Consider the following 19,435-nt stretch of genomic DNA (forward strand, 5'->3'; position numbering starts at 1 on the left):
GTTATAAAGTTTTGGTTTTAAACAAATTAAACTGTCCGTTTATTTTTTTATATTCTTCCACAATTTTTTTCCCTTCTTTAGTCAAGAAAGCACCTCCCCCATTTTTACCTCCCAGATTTTTAAAAACCAGTGGTGTATTGGAATATTCGTTCATTTCTCTTACCATTCCCCATGCTTTTCTATAAGGTATACCGATTTCTCTGGCCGCAGCGGCTATAGATCCGGTTTCCTCAATACTGTTCAATAGTTCGGCCCGTCCCCTGCCTATTTTTAAGCCGTGGGTGGTTTCTAACCAAATAAATCCTTCTATTTTTAAATTCTCCATACTGTAACTTTTTCCCCTTGACGGATCATTCTTTCCTCTCCCGATATTTCTACTATACAATTCGCGCTACTGAATGAGTTCATTTTATAGGATTCTTGAGAGGATGTTATGTTTACCTCTCCATTTTTTAAATGCCCTTTTAAAAAATTAGTGAGTTTATTTTTTTTGTTAAAGTCATTTAGCAACTGGGCATCTTCATAGGAATTAAAAATATGATTTTCCCCTTTCAATCCTTTTATGAAAGGACGAACATATTGATAAAAACACGTTAAAACGGATGCGGGATTACCGGGTAAGGCAAATACATAATGTTGATTTTTTTTACCAAAATACAAAGGTTTACCCGGTTTTTGCTGAATTTTATAAAAAAGTTGGTGTATCTCTGCTCTTTCTAAGCTTTCTTTTACATAGTCATAATCTCCTACAGAAATACCTCCTGTAAGCAATAATACATCAACTTCTGCTGTTCTTGTTTGGATTTCATGAAATGTTTTTTCTTTATCATCAGAAACTTTTACTATAAATTCAACTGAAATATCCATTTCTTTTAAAGCAGATTGCAGCGTAATTGAGTTACTCTCATATATTTGTCCTTTTTTTAAAGGTGTTCCTGCCGTAACTAATTCATTCCCTGTAACAATAATCCCAATTTTAGGTGAAGAAAAAACGTGTACCTTTTCAATTCCAAAACCTGCTAACATACCTATAACACCCGGTGTAATCAATGTGTTTTCTGCTGCCACTAATTCCCCCTTTTTTGTTTGAGAACCTAGGGGGCGTATATTATCTCCTTTTTGAAATTCTCCTTTTTGAACTATTAATTTATTATTTTCAACGGTTGCTTTTTCTTGCATGACTACTATATCTGCACCGATCGGAATCATTGCTCCGGTAAATATTCGAGCTGCTTCTCCTCTTTTTAGAGTTGGCAATTCAGTTTGTCCCGCTTGTATGACGTATTTAACCGTTATTTCGTCTTTATCCACCCAATCTTGATAACAAAAAGCGTATCCGTCCATCGCTGAATTGGTAAAATTCGGTACGTCTATGGGTGCATATATCGGTTTAGCTATATACGAATGCAAAGAATCGCTCAAATTCTTCTCACGAATGGGACACTGAGTAGATATTTCATTGGAAATAAGGGTTCTCGCCTCAGATACTGTTATAAATTCATTCATGTTTCAATAGGTTTTTTTTAGCATATCGAAAAGAAAAGTTAACCGCCAATTTTAATCATACTCCTGTTTTTAAGATATTCGGGATTTAATTTTATAAAATTTTCAAATTGACCTCCCATCTTTTTATGTTTGTTTTTTAGAAAAGATTGTATGAGCGGTTCAATATCTTCACCTTTTCGTAAGGTTCCTAAAATATCAAATTCATCTTTTCCAAAGAGACAATTTTTCATCTTTCCGTCAGCAGTAATTCTCATTCTATTACATCCTTGACAAAAAGGTTGACTCATGGTTGTTATAAAGGCAAAAGTTCCTTCATATCCTTTAACTTTAAATTTTTTGGTTGTATCGTGGTTGTGATCCTGAATTTTCTCATAAATAAAATGAGAATCTATTTCATCCAACATTTCGTCCATAGTAATAACCTTATTTTTTTCCCATTGATTTCCATTAAAGGGCATAAATTCTATAAAACGAACTTGTATTGGAAAATTTTTGGTTAACGAGATGAAATCTTTTATTTCGTCATCATTAACATTTTTCATAAGTACCGTGTTGAGCTTAACCTGAAAACCTCGGTTTACGAAAAGTAGAATGTTATCCCAAACTTGAGAGAATGCATTACGCTTTGTAAGGAATTTAAATTTTTCTTCTTGTAAACTGTCAATGCTGATATTTACTGTATGCAATCCTATCTCTTTTAATAAATCCGCATACTTATGTAAAAGCACCCCGTTGGTTGTTAAATTCAATTCTACCGGTAAAGTAGACAACCTTTTAACTATTTCTTCAAAATCACGTCTTACCAAAGGTTCTCCTCCGGTAAGACGTATTTTATTTATTTGATAATTAGTAAACGTTTTAGCTATGCTGAAAATTTCTTCCGGACTCATTAATTTTCCGTAAGGCAAACACTGCATTTTTTCATTGGGCATGCAGTAAATGCAACGGAAATTACAACTGTCTGTAAGAGAAATTCTCAAATAATTATGAATTCGATTATAACTATCAACTAGTTTATTCATATTTATTATTCGGATCTTTTTTTAGATTTTTAGGTGGTTCCGGTAAATATCTTAGTAAAAAGACAGCCGAGAAGAAAAGAAAAACCGAACCTCCAAATGTTGCCCATGCAAACGCCTGGTTATCATCTAACGCATTGTTCAATGCTCCATACATCATCCATACCTGCAAGGTTAAAATTAATATTAATATAACAATAATTGCAGACATTAATGTATTAATTTTATTAGAATTTGCTGAATTTTGAACTTCTTTGAAATTATTCATATTCTTAGGCTTTATCTTTATCTGTTACGTATACTTTTCCATCTCTTATTACAACAGACAGTTGTGGTAAGGGTCTTGGCGGCGGACCTTGCAGTACTTCTCCTGTTTCAGGATTAAAAAACCCTTTATGACAAGGACAAACGATTTTATTTTGATCGTGATCATATAATACCGCACAAGATAAATGAGTGCATTTTTGTTCAAAACATCTCCATTTATCTTCACCTAAATGTATAAGTATATAGGATACTTTATGGTTTTCATTAATTACAAAGGCTTTCATCTTTCCAATAGGAACTTCTGTTGAGTTACAAACAAAATATTCTTCATCCAGCCTTTTTTTAGGAAATAATAAAGATTTAGCAGCTATTGCACCGTTTCCTATAGCCAATCCACCGGATAGTAGGCATAAAAACTTTGCAAATTCTCTTCTTGAAACATGCGTTGCTTCATCCTGCTTTATAGGAAAATCTGTTTTCCAAATGGGTTTCTCTTTATCTTTTTTTGACATTTTCTTCAATATTATTAGTGAACTTTTAACTCGGTACTTCCTTTTGGCATCATAATATTTACTTTGGTAACTACTTCTTGTTTACCAAAAATAAACTTATTCACCGGTGTACTGTTCGGACGTTTTGCTTCTATTTCTTCTAAAGTTCCATAGAATAGTGCTCCACTTGGACAAACCGTAGCGCACATAGGTTTTAGTCCTGCACTGGTACGGTCGTAACACATATTACATTTCATCATTAGTTCTGCTTCTTCCATTTTTTTAGGTACTCCGAATGGACAAGCCATTACGCAGTTAGAACATCCGATACAACGGGAAGTATTTGCTGAATGTACCACACCGAAAGTATCTTTGGTTATGGCATCAGCCGGACAAACATTAGCACAAACGGGATCATCGCAATGCATACAAACCTGTACAGTGGTTTGTATGGTATGTTTACGATCAACATAATGGATATTGATCATACTGTCCTGTCCGTTAGTTTCACACTCAGCACACGCCATTTCACATGCATGACATCCAATGCACCTTTGCATGTCCACGAAAAAGCCTACATTTTTATTATATTCTGTACTTACCATATTTTCTAATTTATCCAATTGAACTTTGGAATGCTTTGGATTCTTCTTCTTTTGATAATTTTTTACCTGTATTAATTAATTTACATGCACATACTTTAAATTCGGGCATTTTGGAAACAGCATCTAAAGTTGATATTGTTAATTGATTCACCGAATGTTTTCCTCCCCAGTGATACGGTATAAATACGGTATCTTCTCTGATGGTTTCTACAACATTGGCAGGAACTATCATTTCTCCTCTTCGAGTTACTACTCGAATTAAATCACTATCTTGTATACCGTATTTTTGTGCAAGATTAGGATGTATTTCTAATAAAGGTTCAGGATATTGGTCTACCAATTTTCCGATCCTTCTGGTTTGCGTACCGCTTAGATATTGAGAAACAACCCGTCCTGTAGTTAAAATAATCGGATATTCTTCATCGGTCATTTCTGAAGATAAGCGATAAGGGGCCGGATTGAAATGTGCTTTTCCATCAGGTGTTTTAAATTTATAATCTTCCCAAAGCCTAGGAGTACCCGGATGTCCTATTTCGGGACAAGGCCAAAAAACTCCCATTTCTTTTTCAATTCGATCGTAAGTTATTCCATAATAATCAGCTCTACTGTTTCTGGAAGCTATTCTCAATTCATTGAAAATTTCTTCGCTGTTTTTATACGGGAAATAAGATTCTACTCCTAACCTTCTGGCTAATTCCAAAATAATACTGGTATCGGTTCTGGCATCTCCCGGAGGGGTTACACATTGACGCACACGAACTACCCTTCCTTCTGCTGTGGTAACCGTACCTTCTTCTTCTTCCTGCAGGGATCCTGCCAAAACTAAATCGGCATAACGTGCGGTTTCACTTAAAAAGAAGTCTATGGCTACATAGAATTCTAATTTTTCTAAGGCAGAACGTACGTAATTATTATTAGGTAAAGAAACTAAAGGATTAAAGCAAATGGATATAAGTCCTTTGATTTCTCCTCTATGGATTGCCTCAATAATTTCCCAAGCACTGTATCCTTTGTGCGGTAAATCTTTTTCATCGATACCCCATATTTCGGAAACTACTTTTCTGTCTTCAGGATTTTCAATATCTCTGTTTCCAGGAAGTTGATCACATTTGTGTCCGTGCTCTCTACCTCCTTGTCCGTTTCCTTGACCTGTTATGGTACCATAACCACAATAAGGTTTTCCAAGTCTTCCGGTTGCCAACACTAAATTAATGCATCCAACTACATTATCTACCCCTTTGGAATGTTGCTCGATTCCTCTGGCATGTAATAAGAAGCTGGTTTTGGCTTTACCCCATATTTCGGCTGCTTTGCGTATTTTATCTGCTGAAACACCGGTTACCTCTTCAGCCCATTCTACCGTATGATCTTGAATTGACTGTAAAGTTTCTTCTAAACCTGAAGTGTGTTTTTCTATAAATTCATGGTCTACCCAATCGTTGTCAAATAAGATTTTAAGTATAGCTCCGTATAAAGCAGAGTCTGTACCCGGACGTAAATCTAAATGTAAGTCTGCAGTTCTAGCAAACGGGGTGACTCTTGGATCGACTACCACTAACTTTGCACCGTTATCTCTGGCTTCCCAAAGTCGATAAGTTAAAGTAGGAAACGTTTCACTCACATTTGCTCCGGCTACCATGATAACTTCCGCATGTTTCAAATCTGCCCAACTGTTGGAAGATCGGTCCATTCCGAATGCTTTTTTATTTCCTGCACCGGCACTAACCATACAAAGTCTTCCGTTGTAGTCTAAATTAGCTGTTTTTAAAGCTACACGAGCAAATTTACCGATCATGTAACTCTTTTCATTGGTTAGCGAAACTCCTGAAAGCATAGCAAAGGCATTGTTTCCATATTCCCCTTGAATTCTATGAATTTCTGAAATTATCTTGTCAAATGAATCATCCCAAGAAATAGGTTTAAAACCTTCGTTTTCAACCCTTTGCATCGGATGAAGTAATCGATCCGGATGATTATCTTGTAGATAACGCTGAACTCCTTTCGGACAAAGTCTTCCTTCATTAAAAGGAAACTCTTTCCAAGGTTCGAATCCGATTACTTTATTATCTTTTACTTTTAGCTGAATACCACATTGCATTCCGCAAAAACAACAATGTGTTTTTACAAGTTTATCTGGATCTGAAATTCCTTTGAAACCTTCTTTTGGTGTATAATTTTTATGAGGTCCAAATTGCTCTATAATTTTATCTCCATCTACAGGTAATTTAGCCATATAATTAATTTTATTTTATCATTATAATTACTATAGTTTCTATTTTTTATCCGAAGAAACTACCGGATTCTTTTCTAGCTTTGAGGTGAGCGATTGCAAGGGCTGATCGTTTTCCTTCCGGGCTATAGTCTAAATGACTGCTACCGTCTTCTAAGGTAAAGTCAAATCCCAATTCTTTGGTAACAGTTTTAAGGTCATTAACGTGCATTTTGGTAGCAAATTCCTCTTTGGTGTGAGGACACACCGCCATACCTTGTCTTATACCTTCTGTTTTATATATATTGGCACCTAGTTGCGCCGGACGTTGAAATATGTGGAAAAATTTTCCAAACGGCATCCATACTAAAAATAATATCACAGTAACCGCGTGAGAAACTGACATGAATTGATTGGTTTTTCCGTCCAAATAGGTATAGTCGAAAACAATTCCTATTCCTGTTAATGATATGGCTATCAACAAAAGAAGCGGTAACCAATCTCCGTCAAATGTTTGCGTAGCTATTAAGCCTCCGTTTGTAAGCCTTCTTTTCATCATCATAATTGAACCGATGATAACTAGAATTGAACACCAAACCAAGGCATGAAATACTAAAAAAGCAAAGAAAGATCCTAATTGAAAATCCATTACTTTAAAACCAAACATATGAGCTTCATAGGTGGACATTGAACCTGATTCTAAGGTAAAATGTATCCAACCGAAAGTTAGCGGAAAAGTTATACAAAATGCGATCAAACAACCGGTGGCTAACATAAAATGTCCTATCCATCGGGTTCGACCTCTCGGGTATATAAATTTTTGAAAAAGTATATTTTGACAAAATAATTTAAGCCCTCTTATTGCATAAGCGATAAAATGCTTACTGAAAAAAAACTGCCAAGAACGTCTCCAATACATTTTAGTTGGCGGACGTTGTAACCAAATGGAATAACGATAGGTTACTCCAAATACACAAAAGACAGCTCCAAATAAATAGGCTATTAATGCGGCGTCAAAATTTTGAAGATTGCGCGAACCTATAAAAACTAAGGCAATAATTAAGAGTGTAGCAATAGTTGCTTTTAACAATGCCGGTTTATTAAGTGTACTAAATGATTTAAACATAATTTTTATGATTTATTTAGCTTGGTCTTTCAGCTCCTTTTCTTTGATAGTAATACCAATTTATAGCAGTTGCTAAAAGTGAAAATATAAGTATTCCCCAAAAAAAAGAATTTACACTTTTCAATCCTGAAGCTTTAGATGATTGTAATTCAGCTCCAATAATCATTGAAAATATAAACGGTCCGTAGGCTGCGATAGCTGCTGTCCACCCTATTACTCCTGCAGAATGTACCGGGTTATCTTTGAAAATGATAGGAAATTGTCTAAAAGTTCCCGCATTTCCCATTCCAGAGAAAAAGAATATGGTTAACATCATAGCTAAGAATAAAGGAAATTGATCTATGGAAGTCGGTGCTACCAATCCCATAGTAATCATAACTGCAATACAACCGGCAAATCCTAGACCTGTAATTGTTGTTAATACGGCTCCTCCTACTCTATCTGCAACGAATCCAAAAGCTACTCTACTGGCAGAACCGATTAATGGACCATAAAATGCATATTTTAACGGATCCGGAGCTCCCGGAAAGTCTCCATATAATGATTTTATCATTAACGGAAATGCTGCTGCAAGTCCGGAGAAAGTTCCGAATGTCATAAAATAGGTAATTGTACAAAACCAAGTATGTTTGATTTTGAAAATCCCTAATTGTTCTTTAAATGATGATTTTAAAGGGATGCTTCGTAAGCCAAACCAACAAACTAAAGTCATTATTATTAGTATTGGTGCATATATTAAAGCCGGGCTTTGTAGATAAATCGGTTTAGTCGTTACTTCATGAGTAATTGGATCGGTAGTTTTTAAAATTTCCGGAGCTCCAACAATGGCTACTCCCAGTAAAGCCGGAGTTAAAAATTGTACGATACTTACTCCAAAATTACCAATACCTGCTTGTACTCCTAAAGCTGTTCCTTTTAAACGAGCCGGGAAAAACATATTGGTTGAAGGCATAAAAGATGAAAAGTCTCCACCTCCGAATCCCATTGTAAAAGCCAATACAGCAAATACCCAAAATGGAGTTTCGGGATTCATTACTGCTAAAGCTATACCGATTACCGGTATTAATTTTATTAAGGTAGAAAATGTAACGGTATGTCTTGTCCCGTAAATTGGGATTAAGAAAGTATGGACAATACGTAAAGTTCCGGCTGCTAATCCGGGAAGTGAAGCTAACCAGAATAGCTCTTTTTCAGTAAAGTTAAAACCAATACCCGGAAGTTTAGTTACAATACCACTCATTAAATACCATACGATAAATGATAGTGTTAGGGATATTGTAGTTATTGTCAATGTTCTCCAAGCTATTTTCTTACCTGTAGATTCCCAAAAATTATTGTCTTCAGGCTTCCATTCTTTTAGCCATGTACCCATATTTGAATTTATTTTAAGTTATAATTTGATTCTTTTATTTTTTTTCTATATCATTATAAATTTCAGGCATTTTCTCACGAGTCATTTTTAATATAACTCTGTGCATACAAATTAGACAGGTTAATGAAATAATAAATATTAATATCCAAGAACTGGTCCACAATCCTGTATAATTAAGAAAATATCCAAAAATAATTGGTCCGATGAATCCTCCCAGTCCACCGATAAGGCCTACCATGCCTCCTACCACTCCAACTTCATTAGGAAAATATTCAGGTATATGTTTGTAAACAGCTGCTTTTCCTATTCCCCAAGAAATTCCTATACATATTACCAATACTAAATAAACCCACATATTTGCATCAAAACTGATTTCAGTAATTCCTTTAGCTAATAAATCTTTTTTATTAACCTGCTGGTTTTCTTTTACAACAATTTCTTGCCAAGATTCTTTAGTTGGAAATATATCTTTTTTCTTATCTGCTCTATCTTCTTTTTCTTTAATTACATATTCTTTAGTATCAACAGTTACGCTATTTGCCGTAACTTTAGTTACTATTCCTTTTTTGGCTGCAGAAACTCCTTGTCCATCCGTATAAATATCCATTTTAGGGAACATTAATAAGAAACTTAATGCGACAGAAGAGCCTAATACCCAATACATAACTTTCCTTGCTCCAAATTTATCTGAAAGATATCCCCCAAAGGCTCTTATTACTCCTGAAGGAAGACTAAAGTAAGAAGCAAACATTCCTGCTACTACTAGAGACGTTCCATAAACGTTCATGAAATTGGGAACCAACCATTGAGAATAAGCTACAAAAAAACCGAATACTAATAAATAATACAAACCGAAACGCCATACTCTCCCTTTTTTTAATGGAGATAACATTTGATTCAAATTTCTGGCATCTCCGGCCGGTTTTTTATTTTTGGCAAATAGTAGGAATAAAATTCCTATAACCAACAACACTGTTGCATAAGTTATCGGAAGCATTTTCCATCCGTTATCGGGATCATTTTTTGAAAAATAGTTTAAAAGAGTCGGTGCAAAAAAAGTGGTTAAAGCTGCTCCTGCATTTCCCATTCCAAAAATCCCCAGGGCTCTTCCTTGCCATTCTTTAGGATACCAAACAGAGGTATACCCTACTCCTATAGCAAAGCTTGTTCCTACAAATCCAAACAAAAAGCTTAATAAAGCAAATACCCAAAAGGATTTGGCCATAGGCAGTAAAAATAAAGGAATGGAACAAAACAAAAGTAAACCTGCAAATACATATTTACCGCCGAATTTATCCGTTAAAATTCCGATAGGTAGTCGTAAAAGTGACCCTGTTAAAACAGGAATTCCCAACAGCCATCCCGTTTCTACCACAGAAAAATCAAATATGCCTTTATCTACTAAGTAAGTTACTAAAACACCATTGAGTGTCCAACAGGCAAAGCAAACCGTAAAGGCTAATGTATTTAAAAAAAGTATTTTGTGAGATTGAAGTAATTTAGTGCTCATTTAATAAAGTAGTTTAATAATAGTTAATAGTTGTATAATAGTTAATTGTTAGACTTCTAAGGTTGAATCCAAAACATATTTTTTAAAATCGTCCTTAATTTTATAAAATTTATGATGTAAAGGACAAGGGTATTCTGAAGAACAATCTTTTAAACCTAAAAGGCATCGATTTATAGATTTTTCTCCGTCTACCGCTATAACTATATCAGAAATCTTGATTTCCCCCAGTTCTCTGCTTAAAGTGAACCCGCCATTTTTACCTTTCATTGAAAACAATAAACCCGCTTTAACCAATTGCTGCAAAATTTTAGCAGTAAATGGCCCGGGAGTGCCTAATGCTTCACTTACCTCTTTGACTTGACGCAAATTATCTATTGTACTGTTAGCACTTAGATATATCATAATTTTAATTGCGTATTCACTTGTTTTTGAAAACATTATTTTCTAATGCAGAAATTAAACATAGTTTTATTTCTACAAATATACAAATTTAAAAATTATAATAAGACTTTTATATCCTATTATCTTCAATATTTAAAAAGATTATAAATAACTGATTCATTTTCAATTTCTTAACTTAATATACCATTTAATTTTATTATGTTTTTTTAAGATATAGGTATTAATATTTTATACTTATTTTACAATTTACATATAAAAATTTACCTTAATTTAATTTATTATTCTGTAAATCAAGCATTTTTATCCCATATAAATATTGATAATTTTCTATACAATAAAAGATATTTTTGTCCTTTATTATTTTTTTTATACCTTTGGCACAATTTAAATATCTTGAAATTGTTTTCGAAGAGCTGTGAATATGCAATTAGAGCGACGATATTTGTTGGTGCCCAATCTTTTAAAGGAAATAAACCGGGTTTGAAAGATATTTCTGCAGAAATTAATTCTCCGGAGGCGTTTACCGCTAAAATCTTACAAACTTTAGTTAGGCATCATATAATTATTTCCCATAAAGGACCTTCGGGTGGGTTTAGTATTCCTATTGATTCTTTATCGGAAATTAAAATATACGACATTGTATCGGCTATTGATGGAGATTCAATTTTTACGGGATGTGCATTGGGATTACCCAAATGCTCGGAGAATCACCCTTGCCCTGCTCACCATAAATTTAAGGCTATTCGGAATCAATTACAGGATACTCTCCAATCAATCAGTATTGAAGATATGATTACGGATGTAATTTCCGGTTTAACTTTTTTAAAAATAACAAATTAATTATAATATGGAACATAATTGGAATGCAACTATTGGAGAAATTGTAGCTGAAAATTATCAAACAGCTTCCGTTTTCTCAAAATACGGTATCGATTTTTGTTGTAAAGGAGACAGAACCATCGAACAAGCTTGTGATAAAAAATCAATTGATATCAAAGAATTAACCGATCAACTCAATGAAGCAATAGCTGTTCGCGAGGAAAACATTGATTTTAAATCTTGGCCGCTGGATTTATTGGCAGATTATATTGAAAAAATCCATCATCAATATATTCGTGAAAAAAGCCCCTCATTGTTAAAGTTTTTAAATAAAGTACAGAAAGTTCATGGTTTTAGGCATCCCGAATTAGTGGAAGTTTATCATTTATTTGAAGCCTCTGTAAACGATTTACAAGCACATATACAAAAGGAGGAAAGAATTTTATTTCCTTTTATTCGTCAATTGAATGAAGCTAAAAATAAAAATTTACCCTTTGTAACTCCTCATTTTGGTACTGTCCAAAATCCTATTGAGATGATGAAGCACGATCATGACATTGAAGGTGAACGATTTAAAAGAATTAGCGAATTAACTCAAAATTATACTCCTCCCATGGAGGCTTGCAATACATATCGTGTATCTTTTGCTATGCTGGATGAATTTGAGCAAAATTTACACAAACATATTCATTTGGAAAATAATATTTTGTTTCCAAAAGCTATACAATTGGAATCTTCTTTGAACTGAGAATAGAAACGATGATTAAAAAGTGGATTTTTGTAAGCTTTTTAAATGTATTTGTTGCCGGAGTTCTGGGATTTTTACTTAGGATATTTCAATACTATGAGATACGTTTTCCGTATAGTAATTTTTTACATACTCATTCTCATATTGCTATGTTGGGAGGATTGTATCAAATATATTATGTATTAATCTATTTGTATTTTATCCCTCAAAATAAAAAAAATTTATCCTCCTATTCTTCCTTATTTTGGATTACTCAATTAACTATTTTGGGAATGTTATTGAGCTTTCCGATTCAAGGTTATGGCTTGTTTTCTATTTTGTTTTCCGTTATACATATTTTATGTTCTTATTATTTCTGCTTTATAACTTTTAAGAATCTTTCTCTTGAGAATGATTTGAATTCTATTTTTCTTAGATCTGCATTAACTTGTATGCTCATATCTTCTTTTGGAATTTGGGGACTGGGGATTACAATGGGAACATTAGGTAAGAACTCTGTATTGTATTCTATTTGCATACAATTTTATCTACATTTCCAAATCAACGGTTGGTTTTTATTGGGCTCTTTGGCTTTATTATTACGTTTGGTTTCAATAAAATCTTTAAGGATTCCGCCTAAAATTGCCAGGTATTTTTATATTTTGATTTTAGGAGGTATACTTTTAACATTTGGCTTACCTCTTAGGTGGTATTTTCATTCGATTTATATTTATTTTGTATACTCTTTAGGGATTCTTTGTAACATTGCCGCTTTAGTATTGTATCTAAAGTATATTCATCCTTTTATTGTAAAAATTAGTAAGGCAAATGATTATATCCTATCTCTTTTATATGGTTGTTTTGTAATTTCCTTTGTTGCAAAAAACGTTCTCCAACTGTTTCTTTTAGTACCGGAAATGGCTCAATTATCTCATGAAATTAAAAATTTACGTATAGGATTTATTCATTTGGAAGTTCTTGGAATGTATACAACTTTAGCTGTTGTTTTACTCTTGATACAAAGTCAATGGATTAACTGCAGAAATAATCTTATACAGATCGGTACTTTCTTTTTCTTACTTTTCTTCTTTATTTCGGAAGGTTTATTATTTATACAGGGATTTTACATTTATTTAGATAAAGGTTCAATTCCTTATTATTCTTGTATTTTGTCCTGGATCAGCTTGTTATTTCCTTTAAGTTTTGGATTATATTTGATGTATTTATATCAAGCTAATCTTTCTTTAAAAAGCAATAGCCAAATCCAGTAAAGTATTGAATAATTAAAAATTAAAAAAGGGGTTAAAAAAGGCAGAATTAACTTAGTATAGTAGCAACTAGTTTTCTATTTCCTCCTCTATTTCTAAATTCACATAAATATAAACCCTGCCAAGTTCCTAGATTAAGTTTTCCATTGGTTATTGGTATCGATACACTCGTTCCTGAAAGTATGGATTTAGCATGGGAAGGCATATCATCTTCCCCTTCATAAATATGGGTATAGTAAGGTTCTCCTTCTTTAACTAGATGATTAAAAATATTTTCTAAATCGAATCTGACATCGGGATCGGCATTTTCATTGATGGCTAAGCCTGCAGATGTATGCTTAATAAAAAGATGGAGTATTCCGACCAGAGGAAGGGGCGGTAATTTATTGATTATTTCATTCGTGATTAAATGAAAGCCTCTGGCTCGTTCTTTCAGCACAATTTCTATTTGAGATACCATCGGATTTAATGTTTAAAAATTAACCGGTGAAATGTTCAATATATTTTTCATATTTGTCGAATATAATCTTAAACCATTCAGTGTAATTAGAGGGATGTAAATCAATATCTTTTTTTAAATCGGTTAAGTTTATCCACTTTATCGATTCTACTTCCAAAGGATTGATAACTATTTCTCCGTCGTATTGGCCTATGAAAACATAATCATATTCATGTTCAATAAGCCCGTCCCCTACCTCTGCTTTATAAATAAAATCGAACTTTTTGTGCAATTCACAATCAAATCCTAATTCTTCTTTAAGTCTCCGATGCGCTCCATCCATATAACTTTCACCAATTCTAGGATGGCTGCAACAAGTATTGGTCCATTTCAAAGAGGAATGATATTTTATTTTTGCTCTTTGTTGAATTAAAAGTTCCTTTTTTTTATTGAAAATAAATATTGAAAATGCTCGATGCAATTCACCTTTTATATGGGCTTCTTGCTTTTCCATTTCACCTACTATCTCATCTTTCTCATTCACTAAAACTACGTATTCTGTCATCTTTTCAAAAATTCTTCTATCTGTAACGAAATCCTTGCGGATTTATAAAGTTATCTATATTATATCCTAAACCTACCATTAATCCATCACCTCCTTTTTTGAATACGTCTGTAATTCCAAAATTATATCCAAAAGTAAAATTTAATCTGCCTAATTCTGCTTGTAAAAATGGTGTTACGGAAAGACCGCCGCTAACTTGAGAATCTTTGGCTGTTCTATAACTAACTCCTAAAGCAAAAGCATTGAAATCATCTTTATATTTAGCTTTCAAATTTAAATCCATCATTCTTTCGGAATTTGTATTTAAGCTCATCATAAATGAGGGCTCTAAAAAAAAGGATTCCACCAATTCCCAATTATAGCCTAAATTCAAATAATACCAAGAAGGTGAAGGTTCAATGGAGTTTACCACCGGTTTGTTTTTTCCTAAAGGTATGTCTTGTACAGAAACTCCTGCAAAGAAACCTTCATAGGCTACAGACATCCCTAAATTCAGGTAAGGCAAAAATACAGATTTATCACCATATAATAGAGGATCATTCGCATCTTCGGGTCTCAATTTGGAATATTCAAATGATTGTGAAAAAAAACTGAACGAAGTACCGAATGAAAACTGACTTTCCGATCTGTTCTCTTCATCTGTTAAAGGAATATGATAGGCTCCAGAAATATTAGCTCCTGTTAGTGTAATCGGACCGTTTTCGTCCCTAAAAAAGTAAGCTCCCAATCCTACCCTGTCAAAAGCATTGAAATGGGTACTGATGGTTTGGGTATTCGGACTTTCATTAAAATTGCTAAATTGTTGATGATACGTAGCTTTTAATACAATATCATCAGTAGATCCTGTATACGACGGATTAATCAACACTTTATCCGACAAAAGATATTGTTGATCAAAAGGGATACTTTGTTGACCATATAATTTTACTTTAGTTAGAAAAAATGATAGCATTAAAAATAAAAAAAGTCGAAATGATCTCATTAGCAATTATTAAATTAGAATCTAAATAAACATTTATATATTGTACAAACTTACTAAAAAAAGAAATATTTTACGTATTACTAATGTTTTAAATTTTTTTTCATCAATTTTTATTATTTATTCATTTAATATTATATTTTCTAATGCTTTATTCACTTTTTTTGGTAATTCCAATACTAAAAGATGGGATCCTTTTTCTACGATTTCAAGATGGGGTTGTTGGGTGGTAGCATAACTGGTATGTATCTTCTTAAATGGAAAAATAAGATCATTTGTTCCGTGAATTTGATATATTTTTTTGCATTCTTTTTCGGGTAACCAATTTACAATTTGATCAATGGACCATTTAAAATACTCTGAATTTAAATCTACCATAAATTCGTCTAACTTAATTTGATTTCTTTTTTGTTTTTTGAATGGTATCGTATTAAAATAGACGGATCTCATAAATGTATATGAAAGCATTTTCTTTCCGGTAAAAAATTTCATGGGAAACCATTTTGCGAATTTAATTTTCTTTAAGATTTTGAATAATTCAGGAATTTGGATTTTATCTTTCATACTTGCTATCAGTATGGTTTTTTCCGGTTTCATAAACTTATTCATTTCTTGAACAATGACGCCTCCAAAAGAATAACCGACTAATATAAAAGGTTCGGATTGATCTATTTTTTCTGACATCTTTCGGACATAAGTAGATAAACTATCATTTTTTTCAGGAAGATGCCATTCAACATATATTTTTTCAAATCCTTCAGGTAGCTTAATGAACTTGAAACATTGACATTTTGCTCCTAATCCCGGAATGAAATATACCTTCATAGTTTTATTTATTTTGTAGTTAAGTAATTACTGTTATAATACAAATGTATTTTTTATTGTGCTAAGCATTAGCTTAACTATTGATACATGTTATAATTAACCTATATATTTGCAAATATTTTCATACGAAATGATTCCAAAGATAAAGTTACACAGAAATTTAATAATAGGTTTACATAAAGCCTTAGAAGAAAGTTTTTTCGAGCCCAATAAATACGCGGACAAGGTGCTGGAAAGAACTCTGAAATTCAATAAAAAATGGGGCAGCAAAGACCGTGGCTTTGTTTCTGAATCATTTTATGAGATAATACGCTGGAAAAACCAATTGGAATTTTTTGCAAATAAGAAGCTATCTCCCGAATCAATAGATAATATAATCGCCACGTATTTACTCCGTAGTAAAATTGAGCTTCAACCTTTTCCTGAATTCGAAAAAGTATATATAAAAAAGATTAAGGATCGTTTTAAACTTCCCTTTCCCACTCTAGCCATTAAATATTCTATTCCTGAATGGATGCAAAAAGTGTTGGAATCAGAATTGGGCGATTCATGGAGCCAAGAAATAAAAGCTTTAAATGTTCCGGCACAAACCATCTTAAGAGCTAATACTCTTAAAATCACAGCTGAAGAACTTAAAGACGTTTTGAGTGAAGAAAATATAACCGTTGATTTTATCAGGGGATACAAAAATGCTCTTATAATGGAAGAGAAGAAAAATATTTTTAAAACACAAGCTTTTAAAGACGGTTTATTTGAAATTCAAGATGCGTCTTCACAAAGAGTTGGAGAATTTGTTGACGTAAAACCCGGGATGAGAGTTATCGATTCATGTGCAGGAGCCGGTGGTAAAACATTACAACTTGCTGCTTTAATGGAAAACAAAGGCCAAATTATTGCCATGGATATTCATGAATGGAAATTGCAAACGTTAAAACAAAGAGCTCGCAGAAATGGTGCTCACAATATACAAACTAAAGTTATTGAAGATTCTAAAACATTAAAAAGACTTGAAAATAGCGCAGATAGAGTACTCATTGACGCTCCGTGTTCCGGTTTGGGTGTGTTGAGACGTAATCCGGATGCTAAATGGAAATTAAATGAAGAGTTTATTAGCCGTGTTAGAGAGGAACAAAGACAAATCTTGCAAAACCATTCCAAACTTGTTAGAAAAGACGGAATCTTAGTTTATGCAACTTGTTCCATTTTACCATCTGAAAATTCTTTACAAGTAAAAAACTTTTTGAAAGAAAACTCCAATTATCAGTTGATTGAAGAGAAAAAATTGATGCCATCCGTTTGTGGTTTTGATGGGTTTTATATGGCTAAAATCGTGCGAACTAGCTAGTCTGTTTGCATTTGATTTTTAAGATATTGACGGTTTGAATGACCTGATTCTTTAAATTTTCATAATCCGAATCATTATTTATATGAAAGGTGGATAATTTTACAATTTTACTCTGAGGCCATTGATGTTGAATACGTTCTTTAACTTCAGTTTCGGATAAATGATCTCTGGATAGTATTCTTTGCATCCGTAGAGAATCGGGAGAAGTAACAGCTATCGTAAAATCGCAATCCTTGTAAGAACCACTTTCAAATAAAATGGCTGCTTCTTTGATTCCAAATAGGGCATTCTGTTTACTTTTCCATAACTGAAAGTCGTGTTGCAAAGCAGTATGAACTAAAAGATTCTGCTTTTTAAGAAGTTCTTTATCGGTAAAGATTTTTTTTGCTATATATTTTCGGTTTAAAGTGTCACCTTCATAAGCCTCTTGCCCTAAAAGTGAAATTATATTCCTTTTGAGCTCATCGTTTTCAACCATTAGTTCCTTTGCTCTTGTATCGGAATTAAACACCGGAAAACCAAAATCTTCAAATATTTTGGCTACCGTCGATTTTCCTACCCCCATTCCTCCTGTTAATCCAACTATTTTCATTAAAAATTTATATAATATAGTATACCATGGCGTAATGGGAAGCGCTTCCTCCCAAGACAAATAAATGCCATATAAAATGAGCATAAGGCATCTTATCCCTTGCATAAAATATAGTTCCCAGAGTGTACAAAACTCCTCCCAGAACTAAAAAAAGCAAAGCCTGAGAAGTCATAGAATTTGCGATATTCTTTATGTCGAATACCAAAAGCCAACCCATAATCAAATAAAGAAGTAAAGATAACTTATCAACCTTACCGGTCAAAAAAATTTTCATGATAATACCTAAAGCTGCTATGGTCCAAACGATAGTAAAAAGCGTCCATCCCGAACTTTTTTCCAATGTGATCAGGCAAATCGGTGTATACGTTCCTGCAATCAGCAAAAATATGCTCATGTGATCTAAAACGCGTGCTTTTTTTTTCCAATTTTCATTCACAAAAAAATGATAGATGGTTGAAGAGGTATATAAGATGATGAGCGAAAGACCAAACGTCCAAATGCTTAAGGTACTGTATATACTACTATTATTATTTTTTACTAATAGAAATATTAGTCCGACAATACCCAATACAATTCCCATTCCATGCGAAATAGTATTTAAAATTTCTTGTTTATCTCTGGCTATTTGAGTCATTACCTTTAACTTTTAACAAAGTTACTAAATATATTTATCTGAAATTTAATTTTGTAATTTTTAACACTTCTTATTCATGAAAGCTTTATTCATACATATCGGCTATTACATTTATTATGAGTAATTTTGCAGTCACTAAAAACTTTATTGTCATATGTCATCAAAAGAAAAAAAAGTTTTGATTATATATTCTACTACCGATGGTCATACCATTAAAATTTCCAAGTTCATTGCTGCTAATTTAAAGGCGACGGTAACTATAGTATCAATTAATGATCCAATTCCCTCTCTTTCTAACTTTAATGGTGTAATTATCGGGGCTAGTATTCGGTATGGATTCCACAGAAATAAAGTAAAAAAATATATCAATACTCATTCTCAAGAACTAAGTTCAATGCCGAATGCTTTTTTCTCAATAAGTTTAATAGCAAGAAATAAAGAAAGAAGATTGGTTGAAAATAATCCATACGCTAAAAAATTTTTAAATAAAATTAAATGGAAGCCAAACCTTATAGGTTTATTTGGTGGCTTATTAAATTATCCTGCCTATTCAACTTTCGACAGGCTCATGATTCAGCTTATTATGACAATGACTAAAGGTCCTACTGACTCTTCAACCGTAATTGAATACACAGATTGGAAACAGGTTAAAACTTTTGCCAACGAGTTTAATTCTCAAATTGATGCCATTTGAGCACTATAATTTATAAAATATAACTTATTTTTGTAAGTGAA

22 protein-coding genes are annotated in these 19,435 nt (G+C 32.9%); 5 read left to right on the forward strand and 17 right to left on the reverse strand.

Annotated features, from left to right (window positions below):
• Position 1 precedes the first annotated feature (1 nt).
• Genes GFV00_RS02165 through GFV00_RS02215 form a run of 11 tightly spaced genes read right to left on the reverse strand, consistent with a single transcriptional unit; the run spans position 2 to position 10,543 of the window.
• Positions 2 to 325 carry a winged helix-turn-helix domain-containing protein gene (locus GFV00_RS02165; RefSeq protein WP_160542289.1) on the reverse strand — a complete coding sequence of 108 codons (324 nt, stop codon included), beginning with the start codon at positions 323 to 325 and terminating at the stop codon, positions 2 to 4.
• Positions 313 to 1,506 carry a molybdopterin molybdotransferase MoeA gene (locus GFV00_RS02170; protein ID WP_160556458.1) on the reverse strand — a complete coding sequence of 398 codons (1,194 nt, stop codon included), beginning with the start codon at positions 1,504 to 1,506 and terminating at the stop codon, positions 313 to 315. The genes GFV00_RS02165 and GFV00_RS02170 overlap by 13 nt, the downstream gene beginning before the upstream one ends.
• A 38-nt stretch (positions 1,507 to 1,544) precedes the next feature.
• Entirely contained in the window at positions 1,545 to 2,528 is a 984-nt protein-coding gene (gene moaA / locus GFV00_RS02175; RefSeq protein ID WP_160556456.1) for a GTP 3',8-cyclase MoaA, read from the reverse strand.
• Positions 2,521 to 2,793: a DUF6755 family protein gene (locus GFV00_RS02180; protein ID WP_105297392.1), complete on the reverse strand. Its 273-nt coding sequence runs from the start codon at positions 2,791 to 2,793 to the stop codon at positions 2,521 to 2,523. The genes moaA and GFV00_RS02180 overlap by 8 nt, the downstream gene beginning before the upstream one ends.
• 4 nt (positions 2,794 to 2,797) lie before the next feature.
• Positions 2,798 to 3,304, reverse strand: a complete 507-nt coding sequence (locus GFV00_RS02185; RefSeq protein ID WP_160556455.1) for a Rieske (2Fe-2S) protein — start codon at positions 3,302 to 3,304, stop codon at positions 2,798 to 2,800.
• Between the two features lie 14 nt (positions 3,305 to 3,318).
• Positions 3,319 to 3,888 carry a 4Fe-4S dicluster domain-containing protein gene (locus GFV00_RS02190; protein ID WP_105297390.1) on the reverse strand — a complete coding sequence of 190 codons (570 nt, stop codon included), beginning with the start codon at positions 3,886 to 3,888 and terminating at the stop codon, positions 3,319 to 3,321.
• Between the two features lie 10 nt (positions 3,889 to 3,898).
• Positions 3,899 to 6,121, reverse strand: coding sequence for a molybdopterin oxidoreductase family protein (locus tag GFV00_RS02195; RefSeq protein WP_160556454.1), 2,223 nt, complete (start codon positions 6,119 to 6,121; stop codon positions 3,899 to 3,901).
• A 46-nt stretch (positions 6,122 to 6,167) separates the two neighbouring features.
• Entirely contained in the window at positions 6,168 to 7,223 is a 1,056-nt protein-coding gene (locus tag GFV00_RS02200) for a respiratory nitrate reductase subunit gamma (RefSeq protein WP_160542293.1), read from the reverse strand.
• A gap of 16 nt (positions 7,224 to 7,239) precedes the next feature.
• Complete coding sequence (locus tag GFV00_RS02205; RefSeq protein ID WP_160542294.1) at positions 7,240 to 8,595, reverse strand: MFS transporter; 1,356 nt, start codon at positions 8,593 to 8,595, stop codon at positions 7,240 to 7,242.
• A 34-nt stretch (positions 8,596 to 8,629) separates the two neighbouring features.
• Positions 8,630 to 10,105 (reverse strand): nitrate/nitrite transporter, encoded by a 1,476-nt coding sequence (locus GFV00_RS02210; protein WP_160556453.1) that lies wholly within the window; start codon positions 10,103 to 10,105, stop codon positions 8,630 to 8,632.
• 48 nt (positions 10,106 to 10,153) lie between these two features.
• On the reverse strand, positions 10,154 to 10,543 hold the full coding sequence (locus GFV00_RS02215; protein ID WP_160562682.1) for an Rrf2 family transcriptional regulator: 390 nt from the start codon (positions 10,541 to 10,543) through the stop codon (positions 10,154 to 10,156).
• Between the two features lie 363 nt (positions 10,544 to 10,906).
• On the opposite strand from GFV00_RS02215, the gene GFV00_RS02220 reads away from it, so the two are divergent.
• From GFV00_RS02220 to GFV00_RS02230, 3 genes are read left to right on the forward strand one after another with little or no spacing between them, the layout of a single operon-like run.
• Positions 10,907 to 11,347 (forward strand): Rrf2 family transcriptional regulator, encoded by a 441-nt coding sequence (locus GFV00_RS02220; protein ID WP_160556449.1) that lies wholly within the window; start codon positions 10,907 to 10,909, stop codon positions 11,345 to 11,347.
• A 7-nt stretch (positions 11,348 to 11,354) separates the two neighbouring features.
• The gene (gene ric, locus GFV00_RS02225) at positions 11,355 to 12,074 is read left to right on the forward strand and encodes an iron-sulfur cluster repair di-iron protein (RefSeq protein WP_160556447.1); all 720 of its coding nucleotides are present in this window, start codon (positions 11,355 to 11,357) and stop codon (positions 12,072 to 12,074) included.
• Between the two features lie 11 nt (positions 12,075 to 12,085).
• Positions 12,086 to 13,324 carry a hypothetical protein gene (locus GFV00_RS02230; protein ID WP_160556445.1) on the forward strand — a complete coding sequence of 413 codons (1,239 nt, stop codon included), beginning with the start codon at positions 12,086 to 12,088 and terminating at the stop codon, positions 13,322 to 13,324.
• A gap of 46 nt (positions 13,325 to 13,370) precedes the next feature.
• On the opposite strand, the gene GFV00_RS02235 is transcribed toward GFV00_RS02230, so the two are convergent.
• From GFV00_RS02235 to GFV00_RS02250, 4 genes are all read right to left on the reverse strand, one after another.
• A complete protein-coding gene (locus GFV00_RS02235) occupies positions 13,371 to 13,781 on the reverse strand; it encodes a secondary thiamine-phosphate synthase enzyme YjbQ (protein WP_160556443.1) in 411 nt (136 codons plus the stop codon).
• Positions 13,782 to 13,800: 19 nt separating this feature from the next.
• Positions 13,801 to 14,325 (reverse strand): isopentenyl-diphosphate Delta-isomerase, encoded by a 525-nt coding sequence (idi, locus tag GFV00_RS02240; protein ID WP_160556441.1) that lies wholly within the window; start codon positions 14,323 to 14,325, stop codon positions 13,801 to 13,803.
• A 16-nt stretch (positions 14,326 to 14,341) separates the two neighbouring features.
• Positions 14,342 to 15,307 carry a PorP/SprF family type IX secretion system membrane protein gene (locus tag GFV00_RS02245; protein ID WP_160556439.1) on the reverse strand — a complete coding sequence of 322 codons (966 nt, stop codon included), beginning with the start codon at positions 15,305 to 15,307 and terminating at the stop codon, positions 14,342 to 14,344.
• Between the two features lie 117 nt (positions 15,308 to 15,424).
• On the reverse strand, positions 15,425 to 16,129 hold the full coding sequence (locus GFV00_RS02250) for an alpha/beta hydrolase (RefSeq protein ID WP_160556437.1): 705 nt from the start codon (positions 16,127 to 16,129) through the stop codon (positions 15,425 to 15,427).
• 130 nt (positions 16,130 to 16,259) lie between these two features.
• Here GFV00_RS02250 and GFV00_RS02255 point away from each other — a divergent pair, with 130 nt between their 5' ends.
• A complete protein-coding gene (locus GFV00_RS02255) occupies positions 16,260 to 17,474 on the forward strand; it encodes an RsmB/NOP family class I SAM-dependent RNA methyltransferase (RefSeq protein WP_160556435.1) in 1,215 nt (404 codons plus the stop codon).
• Here the strand turns inward: GFV00_RS02255 and coaE are convergent.
• Together coaE and GFV00_RS02265 are read right to left on the reverse strand one after the other, a co-directional pair.
• Positions 17,467 to 18,150 (reverse strand): dephospho-CoA kinase, encoded by a 684-nt coding sequence (coaE, locus tag GFV00_RS02260; RefSeq protein ID WP_255448747.1) that lies wholly within the window; start codon positions 18,148 to 18,150, stop codon positions 17,467 to 17,469. The two genes, GFV00_RS02255 and coaE, sit on opposite strands and share 8 nt — an antisense overlap.
• The gene (locus tag GFV00_RS02265) at positions 18,074 to 18,700 is read right to left on the reverse strand and encodes a hemolysin III family protein (RefSeq protein WP_160556433.1); all 627 of its coding nucleotides are present in this window, start codon (positions 18,698 to 18,700) and stop codon (positions 18,074 to 18,076) included. Before GFV00_RS02265 ends, coaE begins: the two co-directional genes overlap by 77 nt.
• A 154-nt stretch (positions 18,701 to 18,854) precedes the next feature.
• Between GFV00_RS02265 and hemG the strand changes: the two genes are divergently transcribed.
• A complete protein-coding gene (gene hemG, locus GFV00_RS02270; RefSeq protein WP_160556431.1) occupies positions 18,855 to 19,394 on the forward strand; it encodes a menaquinone-dependent protoporphyrinogen IX dehydrogenase in 540 nt (179 codons plus the stop codon).
• The last annotated feature ends 41 nt before the right edge of the window (positions 19,395 to 19,435 follow it).

It is taken from the genome of Apibacter sp. B3935 (assembly GCF_009827705.1).
GTDB lineage: Bacteria > Bacteroidota > Bacteroidia > Flavobacteriales > Weeksellaceae > Apibacter.